Raw genomic sequence first — 17,937 nt, forward strand, 5'->3', positions numbered from 1 at the left:
AATGTTTTGACTGATAATTTTGGCTGGAGATGCGCGATGCAGAGATCGACATTGTGGCTCATGCTTGGGGTTTTTAGTCTTTTACCCACCATTGCAGCCGCCGACGAGACCCAACCGCCTACACTCGAAACCATTGCCAGAACCGGCACCATCCGGCTCGGCTTTGCCGACAGAAATCTTCCCTTTTCCTATATGGGAATTGGTCCGGAGCCGATCGGTTACAGCATCGAACTGTGCCTGAAGGTGGCGGATTCCATCAAGAAGAAGTTGGGCCTGCCGGAATTGAAAATCGATTTCGTCAAGCGCACCCCCAGCAACCGCATCACGCTTCTCAATGATGGCACAATCGACATGGAATGCGTGGCGAGCACGAATACGGAGGAAAGACGCAAGGCCGTGTGGTTTTCCTACAGCCACTTCATCACCGGCACGCGTTATGTCGCCCTGAAATCAAGCAACATGACAAGCGTCAGCGATCTTGCCGGTCGAACCGTGGTGGTGACAACGGGAACGATCAATATCAGTCAGCTGAATGTGCTTAACCGCAAACTGGGACTGAACATCGCCGTCCTGCAAAACGACAGTACGGAAGGCAGTTTCGACATGGTGACGGAAGATCGAGCCTCGGCCTTCGTCATGGACGATATTCTTCTGAGGTCCTTCGTCGCTGAAACGGGCAAGCCCGAAGACTATTCCATCTCGAACGAATATCTTGCCCCACCACAGCCCTATGGCCTGATGCTCCGACGGGGCGACACCGCCTTCAAGAACGCCGTCAACGAAGCCCTTGGGAAAATTTATGCAAGCGGCGAAATCAACGCGATCTACGACAAGTGGTTCAACGCGCCGATCCCGCCGAACGGCATAAACCTCAAGCGCCCGCTTCCCGACGATCTGGCCGAGGCATTTAGAATGCCGGTCGATACGACGGCAGAGTAAAGAAAAACGCCGCCCTGCAAGGGGCGGCGGTATTCGGAGAAAACATCACGCGGCGCGCAGGTCGGCGCTCAACGGTATCTCGACATCGATCTCCAGTATGGAGACATGCTCGTCACGATCCATCTTCACATGCACCCGATCGTTATCGATCTGTACATGCTTGGCGATGACGGCGAGAATTTCTTCCCGGAGGACGGCGACGAGATCGGTTCCCGACGACGCCCTTTCGTGGGCAAGCAACACCTGCAGTCGCTCGCGCGCAAGCGGTGCCGACTTTTGTTTACGGAACAGGCCGAAAATGCTCATGCAGCCCTCCTAGCAAAGATCTTGGAGAAGATACCCCGCTTTTCGCCCGGAATGACCACCGGAATGTCCTCGCCTGACAGGCGGCGGGCAGCGTCGAAGTAAGCCATCGCAGGTGCACAACGGGCATCCGCGAGCGTAACCGGTGCACCGACGTTGGAAGCACGCAGCACATCCGTGCTTTCGGGAATGATACCGAGCAGCGGAATGGAGAGGATTTCCAGAACGTCGTCGACCTTCAGCATGTCGCCACGCTCGGCACGGGCCGAATCATAGCGCGTCAGAAGCAGGTGCTTTTCCATGCGCTCGCCGCGTTCGGCCTTCAGCGTCTTGGAATCGAGCAGGCCGATGATGCGGTCACTGTCACGCACCGAGGAGACTTCCGGATTGGTGACCACGACGGCCACATCCGCATGGCGCATGGCCAACGTCGCGCCGCGTTCGATACCGGCCGGGCTGTCGCAGATGACCCAGTCGAAATGTTTCTTCAACTCGGCGATGACCCATTCCACGCCTTCCGGCGTCAGATTGTCCTTGTCGCGTGTCTGCGAGGCGGGCAGCAGGAACAGCGTCTCGAGGCGCTTGTCGCGGATCAGCGCCTGCGTCAGCTTGGCATCGCCCTGGATGACGTTGACGAGATCGTAAACCACCCGGCGTTCAGCACCCATGACGAGATCGAGGTTACGCAGTCCGACGTCAAAATCGACAACTACGACCTTCTGCTTGTTCTGCGCCAATGCGGCGCCAAGCGCTGCGGTCGAGGTGGTCTTGCCAACCCCGCCCTTGCCGGAAGTAACAACGACTACCTTCCCCATACGGCTCTCCTGTTCCTGTGTTGTTTTCTCTATGTCGTCAGCCAAGTTTTTCGGCCTTTATCGTATCGTTTTCCAGCCACAGCTGAACGGGCTGGCCGCGCAGCTTGTCGTCAATGTCCTCGGCAACCTTGTAGACACCGTCGATTGCCAGTAGCTCCGCTTCCAGCTTGCGGCAGAAGATGCGCGCCGAAACATTGCCAAGCGAACCGGCCATGGCGCGACCGCGCAACGCCCCGTAAATATGCACCGACCCGCCCGCGATGATTTCCGCACCCGAGGCGACCGAACCGATGACGGTCACATCGCCTTCGGGGAACATGATCGACTGGCCGGAGCGCACCGGCTCGTTGATGACCAGCGACTGCACCACGGCCCGAACCTCGCCCGAAGCGCGCGGCTTTTCTTCCGGCAATTCGGCGGCAATGGCGACGGGCTCGACCTCGACATCTGAAGCGGGCTTTCCGCCCTTCAGCGACGGCGGCATGCCCGGCTCGATCATCGAGGGGCGAACACCTTCGATCCCCATGATGCCGACATTACGTTCCGTCAGCGCTGCCAGCAGAGCCTTCAGCCCTGCCTTGTCCAGCGACAGTTCAGACGCATCCAGAACCACCGGACGCGACAGGAAGAACCCGGCCGAACGTGCAGCAAGATCATCCAGCCGTTCCAGCCATTGATCGAGCGGAGCTTCAGGGGACAGAACGACCGCGAGGAAGGAGCGGCCTTTGATACGGATCGAACGCTGGTCTGTTAGCACTTTGGTCATCTTGGTAAACAAATCGTTGACAATTAGGTACCTCGAATATGGTTAACAAATGGTTAACAACACCCCTTAAACGACGGTTTCGTTAAGAGAATTCCGCTGCGAAAAATCTCATGCACAACATTCATAAGCTCCGTTTAGCTTTTGATTTTGCGAACTTTGACTGCTTTCGAAAACTCACAATAGCAGTTGATCCTTGCTGCAACCTGACGCCCGCATGACCGTGTGCGGACGCCGCCTCCCCTGCCTGACCATGCCCCGAGTCGCAGTCCGTGCAAACTGTCCGATTCCGGCACGATGTTCGCCACTGGCGGATGGGTCGCCATTTGCTTGAGGAGCGGAAAAACGATTCCGTTATGCCTGCCGATGCTATAGACACGAGGCCAACCCGACACATCCAACGGAAGAATGCGATGCACAGCAAAGTCCCGGCGACCGCCCAGATCTCCTCGCGCGAATATGGCGCCTTCCTGTTCGACATGGATGGAACGCTGCTGAATTCCATTGCGGTGGTGGAGCGGGTCTGGCGCGAATGGGCCGTAGACAACGGCATAGAGCCGGAGGCTTTCCTGCAGCGCATCCATGGCATGCGCGCATCCGAGGTTGTGCGTCGCGAGGCAGTTCCCGGCCTCGATATCCAGGAACAGGCGGATATGCTTTTGCAAAAGGAAATGGACGATGTTGACGGCATCCTCCAGATTCCGCAGGCAGCCGCATTTCTTGAGAAATTGCCGGCCGGAAAATGGGCTATCGTCACCTCCGCCGCCCGCGCCCTTGCCGAACTCCGGTTGGCTGCGGCAGGCCTCACCCCGCCTCCAGTGATGATCTGTGCCGAGGACGTTGTGAACGGCAAGCCTGACCCGGAGGGTTACAGAAAGGCTGCTGCGAAGCTCGGCGTCGCACCTGAAGACTGCGTCGTCTTCGAAGATGCGCCCGCCGGCATTCTGGCGGGGGAAAGCATGGGCGCAACGGTCGTGGTCATTAACGCCACTCATTCGCATCCCATCGAAACGCCGCACCTTTCGATCGGTGGGTACGGTGAGCTGGACGTCACCATCGGCGACGACGGCGGCTTGAAGCTCACAAGTAACAAGGGCTGAAAAGCCAACCCAAACATGCGGTGTCACCCTCGGGTCTGCCCCGAGGATCAATCACGTTCGTAAAATCCAATCCATTGCGCCGAGCCTGCCGCACCGGTCCCCAGTCTTTCGCCGTGTAGTTTTCCTCTAGCGGCCAATTGACAGCACCGCATAAATCCTACCTAATAAAATTGGTAAGACCATCTTACCGCTTGCGCGAAGGGGGGAGACTTTCGCGCTGGGAGGACATCATGTTTTTGGCTCTGGAGCCGCGCCGCCTCTACAGGCTGGTCGCGGAACAAATTCGCTTGCTTATCGAGAGCGGGGAACTGACGGACGGTCAGCGCCTGCCGGCGGAGCGCGATCTGGCGGAACGTTTTGGCGTGTCCCGCCCGACGGTGCGGGAAGCACTGATCGTTCTGGAAGTGGAAGGCCATATCCATATCCGCATGGGTTCGGGCGTGTATGTGAACACGTCCCGAACGGCTAACAAGGCAAAGTCACCCGTGCCGGACGCGCACGGCCCATTCGAAATCCTGCAGGCGCGCTGCATCATTGAAAGCGCTATTGCCGAGGAGGCCGCGCGGCTTGCCACGTCTGAATGCATCGCCAGGCTGGACGACATCATCGAACGCATGGCCGGGGCGCTCGACAATTCGCCGCAGGCCCTCAACCTGGACCGCGCCTTCCACACCGCCATTGCCGACATCATCGGCAACTCGGCGCTGAACCGCTTTACCGGCCTGATCTATGACGAGCGCAGCCTTTCGCCCTATTTCGAAAAGCTCGCCAGCTATTTCGAGGGTCCTCACACATGGATTCTTGCGGTTCAGGAACACCGGGTGATCCGCGACGCGATCGCGGCGAACGATCCGGAAGGCGCACGCGAGGCGATGCGCCAGCATCTGACGCTGTCGCAAAAGAGATTTTCCGAGAGTTTCGGGGAGGAAACGATCGGAGAGGAGTGACCGCGCCGCAACCGGCGACGGGAAAAACAGAAATCTGGCTTTAATTCGGGAGGAGTTAAGAATGAAAATCAGATTGTCGACTTTGATGGGCGCAACCGCTGCCATTTTGCTTTCGGCTTTGGCGGCACAGGCGCAAACAACGCTGAAATGGGCGCATGTCTACGAGACCTCCGAACCGTTCCACACGGATTCGGTCTGGGCTGCGGAAGAAATCGCCAAGCGCACCGACGGCCGCTACAAGGTGGATGTATTCCCCGCCTCGCAGCTCGGCAAGGAAGCGGATATCAACCAGGGCCTGAAGATCGGCACGGTGGATATCATCATCTCCGGCTCCAGTTTTGCCGCACGTGACTTCAAGCCGATCGGCGTCACCTATTTCCCATATATCTTCCGCGACCCGAGCCATCTGATCGCCTATACCAAGAGTGATATCTTCAAGCGGCTTGCCAAGGGTTACGAGGACAAGACCGGCAACCACATCGCCGCCGTCAGCTATTACGGCACGCGCCACACCACGTCGAACAAGCCGATTGCCAACTGCGCCGATATGGCGGGACTGAAGATGCGTGTTCCCGACGTTCCGGCCTATCTCGCCATGCCACGCGCCTGCGGCGCCAACACGACCCCGATCGCATTCGCAGAAGTCTATCTGGCGCTTCAGAACGGCACGGTCGATGCACAGGAAAACCCGCTGACCACCATCGAGGCAAAGAAGTTCTTCGAAGTGCAGAAGAACATCGTGCTGACCGGCCACATCGTCGACCACCTCAACACGGTGATCTCGAAGAACCTGTGGTCGAAGCTTTCCGATGAAGACAAGAAAATCTTCACGGACGTCATGCAGGAAGCCGCCGTGCGGACCACGAAGACCATCGAAGGACGCGAAAAAAGCCTCGTGGAAGAGTTCAAGAAGCGTGGCCTGAACGTCGCAGAGGTGGACAAGGCGGACTTTGAGAAGAACGTCATGGAGAAGGTGAAGTTCGAGGACTTCGGTTACGACAAGGCCGACTGGGAAGCCATTCGCGCCGTCAAGTGAGCCAAGATCCGGTGCGGCCTCCGTTGCCGCACCGCCCTTTCTCTCCAGACGGGATATCTCAATGTCGCAGGAAATTCATACTCAGGTCACGCCTGAAGAACTCGCCCACACGTTTGACGAGGCGCCGCCCGAAGTCGACCTGAAGGTCTACGCCTTCGAGGACTGGGTTACGCTTGGCCTTTTCTGGCTGATGACAGGTTGCGTGTTCCTTCAATTCTTCACCCGTTACGTGCTTAACGACAGCTATGCCTGGACGGAAGAAATCGCCGTCAACTGCCTGATTGGCGTGGTGTTTCTAGGTTCGGTCATGTGCGTGCGCATGTCACGCCACATCCAGGTGGATGTGCTTTATCACTACGTTCCGCCGCAGGTTGCCCGCGTCATGTCGATCCTTGTCGACGTGCTGCGCATTGTGTTCTTCGCCTACACCTCGTGGCTGATGTGGCGGTATCTGGAAATCGTCTCGGACGAGGAAATGGTCACCGTCGCCCTGCCGCGCAACATCGTTTTCTATACGGTTCTGGCCGCTTTCGTCCTGATGTTCTTCCGTTCGGTGCAGGTCTTCATCGCCAACATGCAGCGTGGCTATTCCGTTCTGGAACGGCCGGAAGAATTCCAGAGCGCGGGGGATTGAACATATGCTTATTCTTATCGGCTCGTTTCTTCTGTTGATGCTGATCGGCCTGCCGGTCGCCATTTCAATGGCCACGGCATCGCTTCTCTACATCGTCTCGTATAATGTCGCGCCAGATATCATCGCGGCGCAGCGTCTGATTGCGGGCGTGGAAAGCTTCCCGCTTCTCGCCGTTCCCTTCTTCATCCTTGCCGGCAATCTCATGAACACGGCGGGGGTGACGGGACGCATCTATTCCTTTGCCGTGGCGTTGGTCGGCTGGATGAAAGGTGGTCTGGCACAGGTCAACATCATCGGCTCGGTAATCTTTTCCGGCATGTCCGGCACGGCCCTCGCCGACGCCGCCGGCATCGGCACCATCGAAATCAAGGCAATGAAGGATCATGGTTATCCGGTCGAAGCGGCCGTCGGCGTCACCGCCGCTTCCGCAACGCTCGGGCCGATCTTTCCGCCATCGTTGCCCTTCGTCATCTACGGCATGATGGCAAACGTCTCGATCGGCGCACTGTTCATGGCCGGCATCGTTCCAGGCGTCGTCATGACGCTTTTGATGATGATCACCGTTGCCGTTTTCGCCTACGTCAAGGGTTGGGGTTCCGATACGCCGTTCAACCTCAGAACCATCTTCGGCGCTTCGCTTGAAGTGCTCGTCGTCATGATGGTGCCGCTCGGCATCTATCTCCTGACGCTGTTTGGCCTGTCGCTCAACCTGTCGATCCTGATCGTGCTGGTGGTCTTGCTCGCCTGCGACTGGTATTTTGACTTCTCTGCCGTGATGGCCCTGATGACGCCGGTGATCCTGATCGGCGGCATGACGATGGGCTGGTTCACGCCGACGGAGGCGGCTGTCGCAGCCGTGTTGTGGTCTCTGTTCCTCGGGCTTGTCCGTTACCGGACGATGACGTTCAAGTCGCTGGCAAAATCGACCTTCGACACGATAGAGACCACGGCATCGGTTCTCTTCATCGTTGCGGCGGCATCAATCTTCGCATGGCTTCTGACGGTCAGCCAGGCAGCACAGTTGCTATCGGCGGCGATCCTGACGATCACCGACAGCAAGTGGATTTTCCTCCTGCTGGTCAACCTGCTGATGCTGTTCGTCGGCTGCTTCCTAGACACGATCGCGGCAATCACCATCCTCGTGCCGATCCTGCTGCCGCTGGTGCTGCAGTTCAATATCGATCCGGTGCATTTCGGCCTCATCATCACCCTCAACCTGATGATAGGGCTGCTGCATCCGCCGCTCGGCATGGTGTTGTTCGTGCTCTCACGCGTGGCGAAACTCTCCGTCGAGCGCACCACCGTCGCCATTCTGCCATGGCTGGTGCCGCTGTTCGTGGCGCTGCTGCTGATCACCTTCATCCCGGCAATCACCTTGTGGCTGCCGACCGAGATGGGCCTGATCCGCTAATCGACGCACTGCCCGCGCGGCTAGCCGCGCGGGTTTCATTCATCCAATACACATACGATGAAAGGCACGGTGATGCAGACACGCGTGGCACGTCTATACGGCCGTGAAGATATCCGCGTTGAAACGCAGGACATGCAGGCGCCCGGCCCCGGTGAAGTGCTGCTGACCATGGCGGCGGGCGGCATTTGCGGTTCCGATCTACATTATTATCAGGACGGCGGCTTCGGGCCTGTGCGGGTGCGCGAGCCGATCATCTGCGGCCATGAGGCATCGGGCCGGGTGGAGGCGCTGGGCGAAGGCGTCAGCGAGCTCGCACTCGGCCAGCTCGTCGCCGTCAATCCCTCGCAGCCTTGCGGCCATTGCCATTTCTGCCTGAAAGGCCAACCGATCCATTGCCTCGATATGCGCTTCATGGGCAGCGCCATGCGCCTGCCGCATGAACAGGGCATGTTCCGTGATCGGCTCGTGGTTCCCGCAAAACAATGCGCGACATTTTCAGACACCACTTCGCCCGCTGAAGCCGCCTGCACCGAACCGCTTGCAGTCTGCCTGCATGCCGTCGCACAAGCGGGCGATCTGACCAGCGCCAAGGTGCTGGTAACGGGCGCCGGGCCGATCGGCCTCTTGACGATTGCCGCCGCCCGCCATGCCGGTGCCGGCATCATTCTCGCCACCGACCTAACCGATGCGGCGCTGGAGCGCGCGCCCGCCATGGGGGCGGACCGCACCATCAATGTCGCGAAAAACGCAGAAGCACTTTTACCCTATCAGGACAATAAGGGGTATTTCGACGTCGTTTTCGATTGCTCCGCCGCGGCACCTGCGCTTCGCGCCGCCTTCGCCTGTGTACGTCCGCGCGGTACTGTCGTGCAGGTGGGCGTCACCGGTGACATAACCATTCCGCTCAATGCGCTGGTGGGCAAGGAAATCCTCTGGCGCGGCTCGCAGCGTTTCCACGATGAATTCGCCATTGCCGCCCGCCTGATCTCCACGCGCGGGATCGATGTGAGGCCGATCATTTCCCACAGCTTCCCGCTTGAAGAGGCGAAATCCGCATTCGAGCAGGCCGGAGACCGCTCCGCCGCCTGCAAGGTGCAGCTGACATTTTCCGCAGAATGATGTTTGAGGATAAAAAATGAGACATACATGGCGCTGGTTCGGCCCGGTGGACAAGGTCACGGTTCAGGATGCGGCTCAGGCAGGGGCGGAAGGCATCGTAAGCGCGCTGCACCACATCGCCACCGGCGATGTCTGGCCGGTGGACGAGATCGCCAAACGGCATGAGGCGATCAAGGCCGGTGGGCTGTATTGGGACGTGGTGGAAAGCGTGCCGGTCTCCGAGGAGATCAAAACCCAGACGGGCGACTGGAAAAACCATATCGCCAACTGGCAGGAGACGCTGCGCCGCCTCTCCGCCACGGGCATTCGCACCGTCTGCTACAATTTCATGCCGGTGCTGGACTGGACCCGCACCGATCTGCGCTGGGAAACGAAGCACGGCGCAAAAGCCATGCGTTTTGACCTTTCCGATTTCGCCGCCTTCGACATTCACATTCTCAAACGCCCCGACGCAAAGGGCGATTATCCGGAGTGGCTGATCGAGGAAGCGGCAAAATGTTTCGCCGACATGCCGGATACGAAGATCGCCGCACTCGGACGTAATATCGGCGCGGGCCTGCCGGGTTCGGCGGATGGTTACACGCTCAGCCAGCTTCTCGAAAAGCTGCGCTCATATCACGGCATAAACCGCGAAAAACTGCAGCAGAACCTGATCAACTTTCTGTCGGAAGTGACGCCGGTCGCGGAAGAGGTCGGCATCAACATCTGCGCCCACGGCGACGATCCCCCATGGCCGCTGCTCGGCCTGCCGCGTATTCTTTCAACGGAGTCCGACTACGCCCATATGCTCTCGCAAGTCGACAGCCGGGCCAATGGTGTTACGCTCTGCACCGGCTCGCTCGGCGCGCGGGCGGATAACGACCTGCCCTTCATCGCCAGCCGTTTTGCAGACCGCATCCATTTCGTGCATCTGCGCAACGTCACGCGCGACACGGACACCGTGCCCTGCTCCTTCTTCGAGGACGAGCATCTGGAAGGTGGAACGGATATGGTCGCCGTTATCGCAGTACTTCTGTCGGAAGAATCCCGCCGTCGTGCGGAGGGCCGTGCAGACCACACCATTCCGATGCGGCCCGACCATGGCCAGGAAATCCTTGATGACCTGACGCGCGGGGCGCAGCCGGGTTATCCCGCCATCGGCCGATTGAAGGGGCTGGCAGAGCTTCGCGGCATCGAGCGCACGCTGTCGCATGGCCGTTTCGGATTGGCGAAGCAGGCGAATTAAGCCGACACGATTGGCTGCCGGCAGCCTCTTAGCTTGCGGTCAATCGCGTCCTGAATTGAAGATACGAAAAGGCGGCAAGCCCACCGGCAATGGCGCCAACGGCTTTCACAACTGCATCTGTCATATGCGGATGCCGTGTGGGCGACAGAAATTGCAGCGCCTCGATGCCGAAAGCCGCCACGACACCCGCGACAATGATGGCAAGCCAGTAACGCGGATAGGCCAGCACGAAGGCAGCCGAACAGAAGGCAAAGGCGGCGGCGCGGTCGATGCCGACGGTCGTCAGCGTATGCGGCCGAAGCCCGATCGGGCAAACTGTAACGATCACGATCAGCAGCAGAACCGACCAGGCGATGTATTTCGGAAGTCTATTTGTCATCATGACGTCACAATAGAGCGCTGCGCGCATAAACGGAAGATCGTCTTTTTCTTCCACCGCCCAATAAATCACACTTTTTGGACAGATACTGCACAATCCGGCTTTCGCTGAAGCCTTACTCGGGCTAAGGCAGAGGGCAACCGGACAAGGATCGCGGCTGATGGCCTTTCAGGCTGTCGCCCTTCGGTCCGGTTTTACGGTATCGGGTGGATTTTCCACACAGGATCAGATTTTCAGGGAAGAGCACAATGAGTTTCAAGCCGCACGGCAAACATCTGGTTGCAGGAGAATGGGTCGCCACGGAAGCGAAATTCCGCAGCGAGCCTGCACATGGCGAAGCTTTCGATTTTTCGGTCGGCACCGTCGATCTGGTGAATGCGGCCGCAGAAGCAGCCGAAGAGGCTTTCTGGAGCTACGGCTACACGACCCGCGAAGAGCGCGCCGCATTCCTCGACACCATCGCCGATGAGATCGAGGCCCGCGCCGACGCCATCACTGAAATCGGCACGTCCGAGACCGGCCTGCCCGCAGGACGCCTGCAGGGTGAACGCGGCCGCACCACCGGACAGCTTCGCCTTTTCGCATCGCATATCCGCAAGGGCGACTATCTCGACCGCCGCCACGACGAAGCGCTGCCTGACCGCCAGCCGCTGCCGCGCCCGGATATCCGTCTGATGCAGCGTCCGATCGGCCCCGTTGCGGTCTTCGGTGCGTCCAACTTCCCGCTCGCCTTCTCGACCGCCGGTGGCGATACCGCCGCCGCTCTCGCAGCCGGCTGCCCGGTTGTGGTCAAGGGTCATTCCGCCCATCCCGGCACCGGTGAAATCATTGCCGAGGCCGTTCTCGCCGCCGTCAAGAAGCACAATCTGCATCCCGGCGTCTTCTCGCTGATCCAGGGCGGCCGCCGCGATGTCGGTTCCGCGCTCGTCCAGCATCCGCGCATCAAGGCAGTCGGCTTCACCGGCTCGCTCGCCGGTGGCCGCGCACTGTTCGATCTCTGCGCCCAGCGTCCGGAACCGATCCCGTTCTTCGGCGAACTCGGTTCCGTCAACCCGATGTTCCTGCTGCCGGAAGCCGTTTCCGCGCGCGGTGAAGCCATCGCCAAGGGCTGGGCAGGTTCGCTCACCATGGGTGCTGGCCAGTTCTGCACCAATCCCGGCATTGCCGTGGTGCTTGCCTCGCAGGCGGATGCCGTGTCGGAAACCGCACGGGCGGCCCTTTCCGAAGTCGGCCCGCAGGTCATGCTGACCGACGGTATCGCCGCTGCCTATCGTGACGGTCGCGACCGCATCGCAGCCGGTAACGGCGTGCGCGACGTTTTGACCACCACCTGCGACCTGCGTAACGCAACGCCTTACCTGTTCCGCGTTTCGGGCAAGGACTGGGTTGCCAACCACGCGCTCGCCGAAGAAGTCTTCGGACCGCTCGGCCTGATCGTGACGGTCGACAGCGCTGAAGAAATGATCGAAGTGGCAAAGAGCTTCGAAGGTCAGCTGACAGCGACCATGCATCTTGACGCAGGTGACGCCGAACTCGGCCGCAAGCTGCTGCCGATCCTCGAGCGCAAGGCCGGCCGCGTTCTCGCCAACGGCTTCCCGACCGGCGTTGAAGTCTCCGAAGCCATGGTTCACGGCGGCCCCTACCCGGCTTCCACGAACTTCGGCGCGACCTCGGTCGGTACCATGTCGATCCGCCGCTTCACGCGCCCTGTTTCCTACCAGAATATTCCTTCGGACGTTCTGCCGCAGGATATCCGCTGATCAAAAAAATGGGGAGGGCGCTCCTGCGCCCTCCCCATTCACAATAGTGCTTCGGTATCAGGCCGACTGGATCGCCTGTATTTTCTCGATGCCGCCGACAGTGCCGGCGAAATCCTGCCAGACGCCCTGCGCCCCCTTGCGCCACTCATCCAAGGCTTCGGGCTGCAAGACCTTGCCGCCCTTCGAAATCGCAAGCTCCACAGACTTCGCCTCGTCCTCGACGATCAGCTGGTTGAAATAGAGCGCGCCTTCGCTTGATGCTTCGGTCAGGGCCTTCTTCTCTTCGTCATCGAGCTGGCTCCAGAAAGCCGCACCATAATAAACCACGCCCGATGCCCAGATATGGCCGGTCTCGGTCATGTAGGGCACAACCTCGTAAAGCTTGAACCCGGCATAGGCGGACTTCGTCAGATCCATGGCGTCGGCTACGCCGGTTGACAGTGCATTATAGGTCTCGGTGATGGGAATGCCGACCGGCGTGGTGCCGAAGGCGCTCCACAGCTTGGTGTGCAGCGGGCTCTGGATGACGCGGATCTTCTTGCCGTTGAGCTGCTCTGGCCGGGTTACCGGCTCCTTGGTCAGGAGATGGCGGGCGCCGTAGTTGATGAAGTCTACGGCCACGAATTGCTGCGCGCCAAGCTTGGTCTTCAGCTCGCTGCCGGTCTCGCCCGTCACCACCTTGCGAACATGGTCTGCATCGCGGAACAGGAAGGGCAGATCGAGGATTTGCAGTTCCGGCACCCAGCCGGAGAGCGAAGAGACCGTGGAAAGGCTCGCCTGAACCGATCCGAGACGGATATTTTCCGCCACTTCCTTTTCGCCGCCCAGCGCACCGCTCTTGACGATGTTGAAGCGGAAACGGCCGGGCAGCTTTGCCTCCACCAGCTCGCTGATCTTCACCCAGATTTTCGTCTCCGGCTTGTCGTCCGCGAACAGGGAGGCGACCGTAATGTTGCGGGTCCTGGCATTTGCGTTGCGCACGAAGGCGGGCGTGGCAAGTGCTGCCGCACCCGCAGCGGAGAGTTTCAGGAGATTGCGACGATCGATAATAGTCATGAATAAAACCCCGGATTTAGAAGACAATGGCCCAGGCGCACAGAATGGCGAGGGAAACGAGAAGGGATAGGAGATAGGGAACGACGGCCTGGAATAGCGCTGTCGCCGGAATGCGGGTGACACCGCTGACGACGAAGATCAGCATGCCGAGCGGTGGTGTGAGGCCATGGATCATCAGGTTGACCACGAGAATGACGCCGAAATGGATGGGATCGATGCCGGCCGCAACGGCCGCGGGCAACAGGATCGGTCCAAACAGCAGGATGGCCGCACCGATATCCAGCACCAGCCCCACCACGAGCAGGATGAGGTTGGAAAGCAGAAGCACCGCGATCTTGCTGCCGCCAAGCAATGTCACGAAATCCGTGACGAGGCCGGAGACATTATCGACCGCCAGAAGAAAGGCGAAGGGGCCTGCCGTGCCGATAAGGAGACCGATGGCCGCCGCCTCACCGGCTGATTGCCGGAAAGTTGCGAAGATACGCCCCGCGCCCAGCCGGTACCCGAAGCCGAGAAGCAGCGTGTAGAGTGCGGCAAGTGCGGCCGCCTCCGTGGTGGTGACGACGCCGATGCGGATGCCGACCACCACGATGACGCCGAGACCGAAGGCGGGTATGGCGGCGATAGCCGAGCGCCAGCGTTCCGTGCCCGTGGCGCGCGGCAGGGTATCGACGCTGCGCACGCTCCAATGGATAGCCACCGCAAGGCAGATCGCCATCAGCCCACCGGCGAAAAAGCCGCCAACCAGCAACGAGCCCACCGACAGGTTGGTAGCCGTTGCAAGGATGAGAAAGGCAATGGAGGGCGGGATGACATTGTCGAGCACCGACGTTGCAGCGATGATCGCGCCCGCCTGCGCCGGCGGATAGCCGTGTTTGACCAGTTCCGGCTGGAAGGTTGAAGCGCCGAAGGCGGCGTTGGCAACAGAGGAACCGGATGCGCCGGAAAACAGCACGCTGGTCAACAGCGTCGTCTGCGCCAGCCCTGCCCGGCGGTGTCCAACCATGGAGGCGGCGAACCGAACCAGCTGGTTGGCAACCCCCGATTCCGTCAGCAGGCTTCCGGCCAGCAGGAAGAAGGGGATGGCGAGCAGCAGGAATTTCGACATGCCTGTTACCGTTGAGGAAACGATGGCCGGCTCCGGCAAGGTACTGCCGAAGGCGATCGCCACATAGGCTGCGGCGAGAAAGGCATGGGCGAGCGGTGCTGCCAGCACCAGCCCCACCGCCGCCGTCAGCGCCAGAAATAGGCTGGGCGGCAGGCTCGTATCTATGAAGACTTCCGGCAGGCCGACATAGGCCGCAATTGCAATGGTGAGAGACACTAGAACGGCAAATGTCTTGCCCTCACTGACACGCTGAAGCGCCAGGTAAAGAAGGATCAACGCGCCGCCTGCACCCAGAAAGCCAAAACGCACCCATTCCGGCAGACCGAGCGTCGGAGACGTACCACCCAGCATCGCCGCGATTTCAACGCCACCGAAGGCGAGGATCAGTGCTGCGATGAAGGAGAAGGCATCCGCCAGAACTTCGGTGGCGGCATGAAACCGCTCAGGCAAAAACCGCACGAAAACATCGAGCCGCATGGCAAGCGCGCTTTTGAGACTGAGCGGCGCGCCGACCGCGATCATCGCCACATGCAGCCAGATGCCGAGATCTTCCGCACCGATGAAGCCGGTGTGAAACAGATAACGCAGGGTGACATTGACCAGGACCACCACGAGAAGAGTCGCAAGGATTGCGGCGGCGACCGCGCCAAGCGCCTTGTCCAGAACGGCAAGCGCCCGCTCCGCCGCACGCTGCGGGCCGATGCGCCGTTGTGCAATCGTTGTTGCCGGACCAGCCGTCATGTCTTTTTTCTCCACTCCCGGAAGGCCATGTTTACGATGCCTTTACCGAGAGGTCGCGGTCGAACAAGGTCGACCAGGTGAATTGTTTGGCTGACGAGACTTCCCGCGATACATCAAGACGCGGAAGAACCTTTTCCCCGAAACGGAAGGCCTCTTCCAGCAATGGCATGCCGGACAGAATAAAGGTATTCACGCCCGCCTTTTTATAGGCCTCCAGCGTGCGGATCACCGTATCGGGCGAGCCGACAATTGCGGTGCCCGGTCCCGGCCGAACAAGACCGATGCCGGCCCAGAGATTGGGGGCAATTTCGAGATCACGCAGGTTCTCAGGCTTCTGTCCACCATGCATCGCCGTCATGCGCTGCTGGCCGACGGAATCGGTCTTGCCGACGAAACGCTGGTTGGCTGCAATGGCACGCTCGTCCATGCGCCCGTAAAGATCGGCGGCGGCGGCCCATGCCTCTTCATCCGTATCGCGGACAATAACGTACAGGCGAATACCGTATTCCAGCTCACGGCCGAGTTTCTCCGCCCGCGCCTTGACGAGATCGACCTTCGCGCCGATCTGATCGGGCGTTTCACCCCAGGAAAGATATGTCTCGACATGTTTGGCGGCGACCTCGATCGCCTTGTCCGAAGAGCCGCCGAACCATAGCGGTGGTGGCTCTATGCCTTGCCCCACCGGCAGCGCGAGCTTCGCACCCTCGGTCTGGAAATGGCGGCCCTTGAAATCGACCGTCTCACCGGCAAAAAGACGATGCCAGATCTGCAGATATTCATCCGCCATATCGTAGCGTTCGTCATGCGGCATGGTCATGCCATATGCACCGAGCATCTTGGCATCGCCCGAGACGACGTTGATCAGCAGGCGTCCGCGCGAAAATTCCTGAAGCGTCGCCGCCATCTTGGCGAGCAGCGTTGGCGCGACAAGACCCGGATGAATCGCGACCAGAAACTTCAGCCGCTCGGTATAGGAAAGCAGCGCGCCAGCCAGAACCCAGACATCATGCGCGCCGGTGGCAAACAGGGCGCCTGTGTAACCAAGCTGATCATAAGCAAGAGCAAGCTGCTTGTAATAACCGAGATCAACCTTGCGGGATCCTTCCGGTTGCCAGGGATAGGCGCCATCGGGCGCGCACATGTACCAGAAAACGTTCATCTGTCGCCTCCCGCGCTGCCTGATTGTGGGGCCGGTCTCTGCCCGGTCAGAACCGGTAGAGAGAAATGGCCGTGCCTGTAAAGCGTATCGGCCTCCTCCTGCTGTTCGGCAAGGATATTTTCGGCGGCGGGCACCACCGAAAGATCGCGTGAGCGCAGCACCTTTGCCCAGGACTGCGCATCGCCTTCGCTGCCTGGCTCGGCGGCAAGAAGGGCCGCGGCTCTGTCTATATCCGCCATGACGGCGCGGCCAACGCGGTCCAGTTCGGCGGCAATCGCATCGCGTTGTTCCAGCGCCACAGTGTGACGCGCGAGCGTCCAGAACAGCGAACGGTTGGGAATGGTGGAGCCGCAACGGACCAGAAGACTGATCCCGTCATGGGTCAGGGCTTTTTCGAGCCGTGGCGACATCGTCACCCAGGCATCGACGCGGCCTTCCACGAGATCGCGCAGGCTATCGCTGTCACCGCTCTCGATGCGTATTACATCCGCAAGGCCAAGCCCCGCCCCTTCCAGGCTACGCGCAAGAAGATAGGTATGAAAAGACCCGTCAATCAGCGATATGCGTTTTCCCGAAAGGTCGGCCGCAGAGCGGATGGGGCTGTCGCGCCCCACGAGGATCGCGCCGTTTGCGGGGCGTGGTGCCGAGGCAGCGATATAAGCTGCGGAAAGCCCCCGCGCATCCGCCTCGATTGGCGGCGTCGAGCCCGTGCCGCCGAAATGAATTTCGCCTTTTTCCAAAAGCGCTGCGGTATCGCGCCCCTCGCGGTAGGGCACGAATTCCGGATCGAATTCATCAAACGCGCCGGGCCAGAGCCGGGCGAGCCGCAAATGCAGATTGTTGGGATGGACCCCGATTTTCATGTCGACACCTCATTTCTCAATCAATCTACTTTTTTATAGAATGTTTTCGAGGAACGTTTTGGCGATCCTCTGCGGGAAAGCGAAAGAGAAATCTATAAATCCTGTAGATTTTAAAAAATTTCCTGACACGGTCAAACTCGGCCTAATCAAACCATTGAAATTTATCGCAATACAATTTACTTTTTTATAGTTTGAAAAATGGACCTGTAGTCGTGACGAAACCGGTTTCCAATCTCATCTGCCGCAGCGTGGTGGAGGCGAGCGAGCTTTTAAAGCTTGTCGCCAACGCCAATCGCCTGGCCATCGTCTGTTATCTCATGGAAACGGAGGCTTCCGTTTCCGCACTGGAATATGAGCTCGGCATTCAGCAACCGACACTTTCCCAGCAGCTTGCCGAATTGCGCGATGCCGGTGTGATCGAGGGCTCGCGGGAAGGCAAACAGGTGATTTATCGCGTCACCGACCCGCGCATCATCCAGCTCGTTGCGACATTGCGCGGTCTTTATACTGATCTTTCTGATGTGACCGGCAAGAAAGGCAGGCGAGCTTTGCCACTAGATGAGGCGATGTTCGATTAGC

18 protein-coding genes are annotated in these 17,937 nt (G+C 59.7%); 10 read left to right on the forward strand and 8 right to left on the reverse strand.

Annotated elements, in window-relative coordinates; all coding sequences use genetic code 11:
* Window positions 1-36: 36 nt before the first annotated feature.
* Complete coding sequence (locus tag AC1DCP_RS09760) at window positions 37-939, forward strand: amino acid ABC transporter substrate-binding protein (RefSeq protein ID WP_003510747.1); 903 nt, start codon at window positions 37-39, stop codon at window positions 937-939.
* Between the two features lie 45 nt (window positions 940-984).
* Here the strand turns inward: AC1DCP_RS09760 and minE are convergent, their stop codons facing one another.
* From minE to minC, 3 genes are read right to left on the reverse strand one after another with little or no spacing between them, the layout of a single operon-like run.
* Window positions 985-1,245, reverse strand: coding sequence for a cell division topological specificity factor MinE (gene minE / locus AC1DCP_RS09765; protein ID WP_003510750.1), 261 nt, complete (start codon window positions 1,243-1,245; stop codon window positions 985-987).
* Window positions 1,242-2,057 carry a septum site-determining protein MinD gene (gene minD / locus AC1DCP_RS09770; RefSeq protein WP_003510752.1) on the reverse strand — a complete coding sequence of 272 codons (816 nt, stop codon included), beginning with the start codon at window positions 2,055-2,057 and terminating at the stop codon, window positions 1,242-1,244. Before minD ends, minE begins: the two co-directional genes overlap by 4 nt.
* Window positions 2,058-2,094: 37 nt before the next feature.
* Window positions 2,095-2,823 carry a septum site-determining protein MinC gene (gene minC / locus AC1DCP_RS09775; RefSeq protein WP_003510754.1) on the reverse strand — a complete coding sequence of 243 codons (729 nt, stop codon included), beginning with the start codon at window positions 2,821-2,823 and terminating at the stop codon, window positions 2,095-2,097.
* Between the two features lie 410 nt (window positions 2,824-3,233).
* Here minC and AC1DCP_RS09780 point away from each other — a divergent pair, with 410 nt between their 5' ends.
* The 7 genes from AC1DCP_RS09780 (at window position 3,234) to uxuA (ending at window position 10,292) form a co-directional block, all read left to right on the forward strand.
* Window positions 3,234-3,920, forward strand: a complete 687-nt coding sequence (locus tag AC1DCP_RS09780) for an HAD family hydrolase (RefSeq protein WP_019564617.1) — start codon at window positions 3,234-3,236, stop codon at window positions 3,918-3,920.
* 230 nt (window positions 3,921-4,150) lie between these two features.
* Window positions 4,151-4,867, forward strand: a complete 717-nt coding sequence (locus tag AC1DCP_RS09785) for a FadR/GntR family transcriptional regulator (RefSeq protein ID WP_065661645.1) — start codon at window positions 4,151-4,153, stop codon at window positions 4,865-4,867.
* 61 nt (window positions 4,868-4,928) lie between these two features.
* Window positions 4,929-5,903 (forward strand): sialic acid TRAP transporter substrate-binding protein SiaP, encoded by a 975-nt coding sequence (locus AC1DCP_RS09790; protein WP_013761518.1) that lies wholly within the window; start codon window positions 4,929-4,931, stop codon window positions 5,901-5,903.
* A gap of 61 nt (window positions 5,904-5,964) precedes the next feature.
* Window positions 5,965-6,537, forward strand: a complete 573-nt coding sequence (locus AC1DCP_RS09795) for a TRAP transporter small permease (protein ID WP_421477839.1) — start codon at window positions 5,965-5,967, stop codon at window positions 6,535-6,537.
* A 4-nt stretch (window positions 6,538-6,541) separates the two neighbouring features.
* Window positions 6,542-7,948 (forward strand): TRAP transporter large permease, encoded by a 1,407-nt coding sequence (locus AC1DCP_RS09800; RefSeq protein WP_003510762.1) that lies wholly within the window; start codon window positions 6,542-6,544, stop codon window positions 7,946-7,948.
* A 72-nt stretch (window positions 7,949-8,020) separates the two neighbouring features.
* Window positions 8,021-9,067 (forward strand): L-idonate 5-dehydrogenase, encoded by a 1,047-nt coding sequence (locus AC1DCP_RS09805; RefSeq protein WP_112153996.1) that lies wholly within the window; start codon window positions 8,021-8,023, stop codon window positions 9,065-9,067.
* Window positions 9,068-9,083: 16 nt separating this feature from the next.
* Window positions 9,084-10,292: a mannonate dehydratase gene (uxuA, locus tag AC1DCP_RS09810; RefSeq protein ID WP_112153971.1), complete on the forward strand. Its 1,209-nt coding sequence runs from the start codon at window positions 9,084-9,086 to the stop codon at window positions 10,290-10,292.
* Window positions 10,293-10,320: 28 nt separating this feature from the next.
* Here the strand turns inward: uxuA and AC1DCP_RS09815 are convergent, their stop codons facing one another.
* Window positions 10,321-10,674 (reverse strand): antibiotic resistance protein VanZ, encoded by a 354-nt coding sequence (locus tag AC1DCP_RS09815; protein ID WP_034501960.1) that lies wholly within the window; start codon window positions 10,672-10,674, stop codon window positions 10,321-10,323.
* A 245-nt stretch (window positions 10,675-10,919) separates the two neighbouring features.
* On the opposite strand from AC1DCP_RS09815, the gene AC1DCP_RS09820 reads away from it, so the two are divergent.
* Entirely contained in the window at window positions 10,920-12,431 is a 1,512-nt protein-coding gene (locus tag AC1DCP_RS09820; RefSeq protein WP_013761523.1) for an aldehyde dehydrogenase (NADP(+)), read from the forward strand.
* A 57-nt stretch (window positions 12,432-12,488) separates the two neighbouring features.
* Here AC1DCP_RS09820 and AC1DCP_RS09825 read toward each other — a convergent pair whose 3' ends face one another.
* The 4 genes from AC1DCP_RS09825 to AC1DCP_RS09840 are packed head-to-tail and all read right to left on the reverse strand — an operon-like array spanning window position 12,489 to window position 17,358.
* Complete coding sequence (locus AC1DCP_RS09825) at window positions 12,489-13,487, reverse strand: TRAP transporter substrate-binding protein (RefSeq protein ID WP_112152934.1); 999 nt, start codon at window positions 13,485-13,487, stop codon at window positions 12,489-12,491.
* A gap of 16 nt (window positions 13,488-13,503) precedes the next feature.
* Window positions 13,504-15,336 carry a TRAP transporter large permease gene (locus tag AC1DCP_RS09830; RefSeq protein WP_112201039.1) on the reverse strand — a complete coding sequence of 611 codons (1,833 nt, stop codon included), beginning with the start codon at window positions 15,334-15,336 and terminating at the stop codon, window positions 13,504-13,506.
* Window positions 15,337-15,367: 31 nt separating this feature from the next.
* Window positions 15,368-16,495: an LLM class flavin-dependent oxidoreductase gene (locus AC1DCP_RS09835; RefSeq protein WP_112201040.1), complete on the reverse strand. Its 1,128-nt coding sequence runs from the start codon at window positions 16,493-16,495 to the stop codon at window positions 15,368-15,370.
* Window positions 16,492-17,358, reverse strand: coding sequence for an ABC transporter substrate-binding protein (locus AC1DCP_RS09840; protein WP_413373102.1), 867 nt, complete (start codon window positions 17,356-17,358; stop codon window positions 16,492-16,494). The genes AC1DCP_RS09835 and AC1DCP_RS09840 overlap by 4 nt, the downstream gene beginning before the upstream one ends.
* Window positions 17,359-17,570: 212 nt before the next feature.
* On the opposite strand from AC1DCP_RS09840, the gene AC1DCP_RS09845 reads away from it, so the two are divergent.
* A complete protein-coding gene (locus AC1DCP_RS09845) occupies window positions 17,571-17,936 on the forward strand; it encodes an ArsR/SmtB family transcription factor (RefSeq protein WP_003510774.1) in 366 nt (121 codons plus the stop codon).
* Window position 17,937: the final 1 nt, after the last annotated feature.

It is taken from the genome of Agrobacterium sp. 10T429 (assembly GCF_056393925.1).

Excerpts from the sequence above, each read along its gene's own strand:
- AC1DCP_RS09760 (WP_003510747.1), top strand. The coding sequence starts at position 37 with ATGCAGAGATCGACATTGTGGCTCATGCTTGGGGTTTTTAGTCTTTTA.
- minE (WP_003510750.1), bottom strand. The coding sequence starts at position 1,245 with ATGAGCATTTTCGGCCTGTTCCGTAAACAAAAGTCGGCACCGCTTGCG.
- minD (WP_003510752.1), bottom strand. The coding sequence starts at position 2,057 with ATGGGGAAGGTAGTCGTTGTTACTTCCGGCAAGGGCGGGGTTGGCAAG.
- minC (WP_003510754.1), bottom strand. The coding sequence starts at position 2,823 with ATGACCAAAGTGCTAACAGACCAGCGTTCGATCCGTATCAAAGGCCGC.
- AC1DCP_RS09780 (WP_019564617.1), top strand. The coding sequence starts at position 3,234 with ATGCACAGCAAAGTCCCGGCGACCGCCCAGATCTCCTCGCGCGAATAT.
- AC1DCP_RS09785 (WP_065661645.1), top strand. The coding sequence starts at position 4,151 with ATGTTTTTGGCTCTGGAGCCGCGCCGCCTCTACAGGCTGGTCGCGGAA.
- AC1DCP_RS09790 (WP_013761518.1), top strand. The coding sequence starts at position 4,929 with ATGAAAATCAGATTGTCGACTTTGATGGGCGCAACCGCTGCCATTTTG.
- AC1DCP_RS09795 (WP_421477839.1), top strand. The coding sequence starts at position 5,965 with ATGTCGCAGGAAATTCATACTCAGGTCACGCCTGAAGAACTCGCCCAC.
- AC1DCP_RS09800 (WP_003510762.1), top strand. The coding sequence starts at position 6,542 with ATGCTTATTCTTATCGGCTCGTTTCTTCTGTTGATGCTGATCGGCCTG.
- AC1DCP_RS09805 (WP_112153996.1), top strand. The coding sequence starts at position 8,021 with ATGCAGACACGCGTGGCACGTCTATACGGCCGTGAAGATATCCGCGTT.
- uxuA (WP_112153971.1), top strand. The coding sequence starts at position 9,084 with ATGAGACATACATGGCGCTGGTTCGGCCCGGTGGACAAGGTCACGGTT.
- AC1DCP_RS09815 (WP_034501960.1), bottom strand. The coding sequence starts at position 10,674 with ATGATGACAAATAGACTTCCGAAATACATCGCCTGGTCGGTTCTGCTG.
- AC1DCP_RS09820 (WP_013761523.1), top strand. The coding sequence starts at position 10,920 with ATGAGTTTCAAGCCGCACGGCAAACATCTGGTTGCAGGAGAATGGGTC.
- AC1DCP_RS09825 (WP_112152934.1), bottom strand. The coding sequence starts at position 13,487 with ATGACTATTATCGATCGTCGCAATCTCCTGAAACTCTCCGCTGCGGGT.
- AC1DCP_RS09830 (WP_112201039.1), bottom strand. The coding sequence starts at position 15,336 with ATGACGGCTGGTCCGGCAACAACGATTGCACAACGGCGCATCGGCCCG.
- AC1DCP_RS09835 (WP_112201040.1), bottom strand. The coding sequence starts at position 16,495 with ATGAACGTTTTCTGGTACATGTGCGCGCCCGATGGCGCCTATCCCTGG.
- AC1DCP_RS09840 (WP_413373102.1), bottom strand. The coding sequence starts at position 17,358 with ATGAAAATCGGGGTCCATCCCAACAATCTGCATTTGCGGCTCGCCCGG.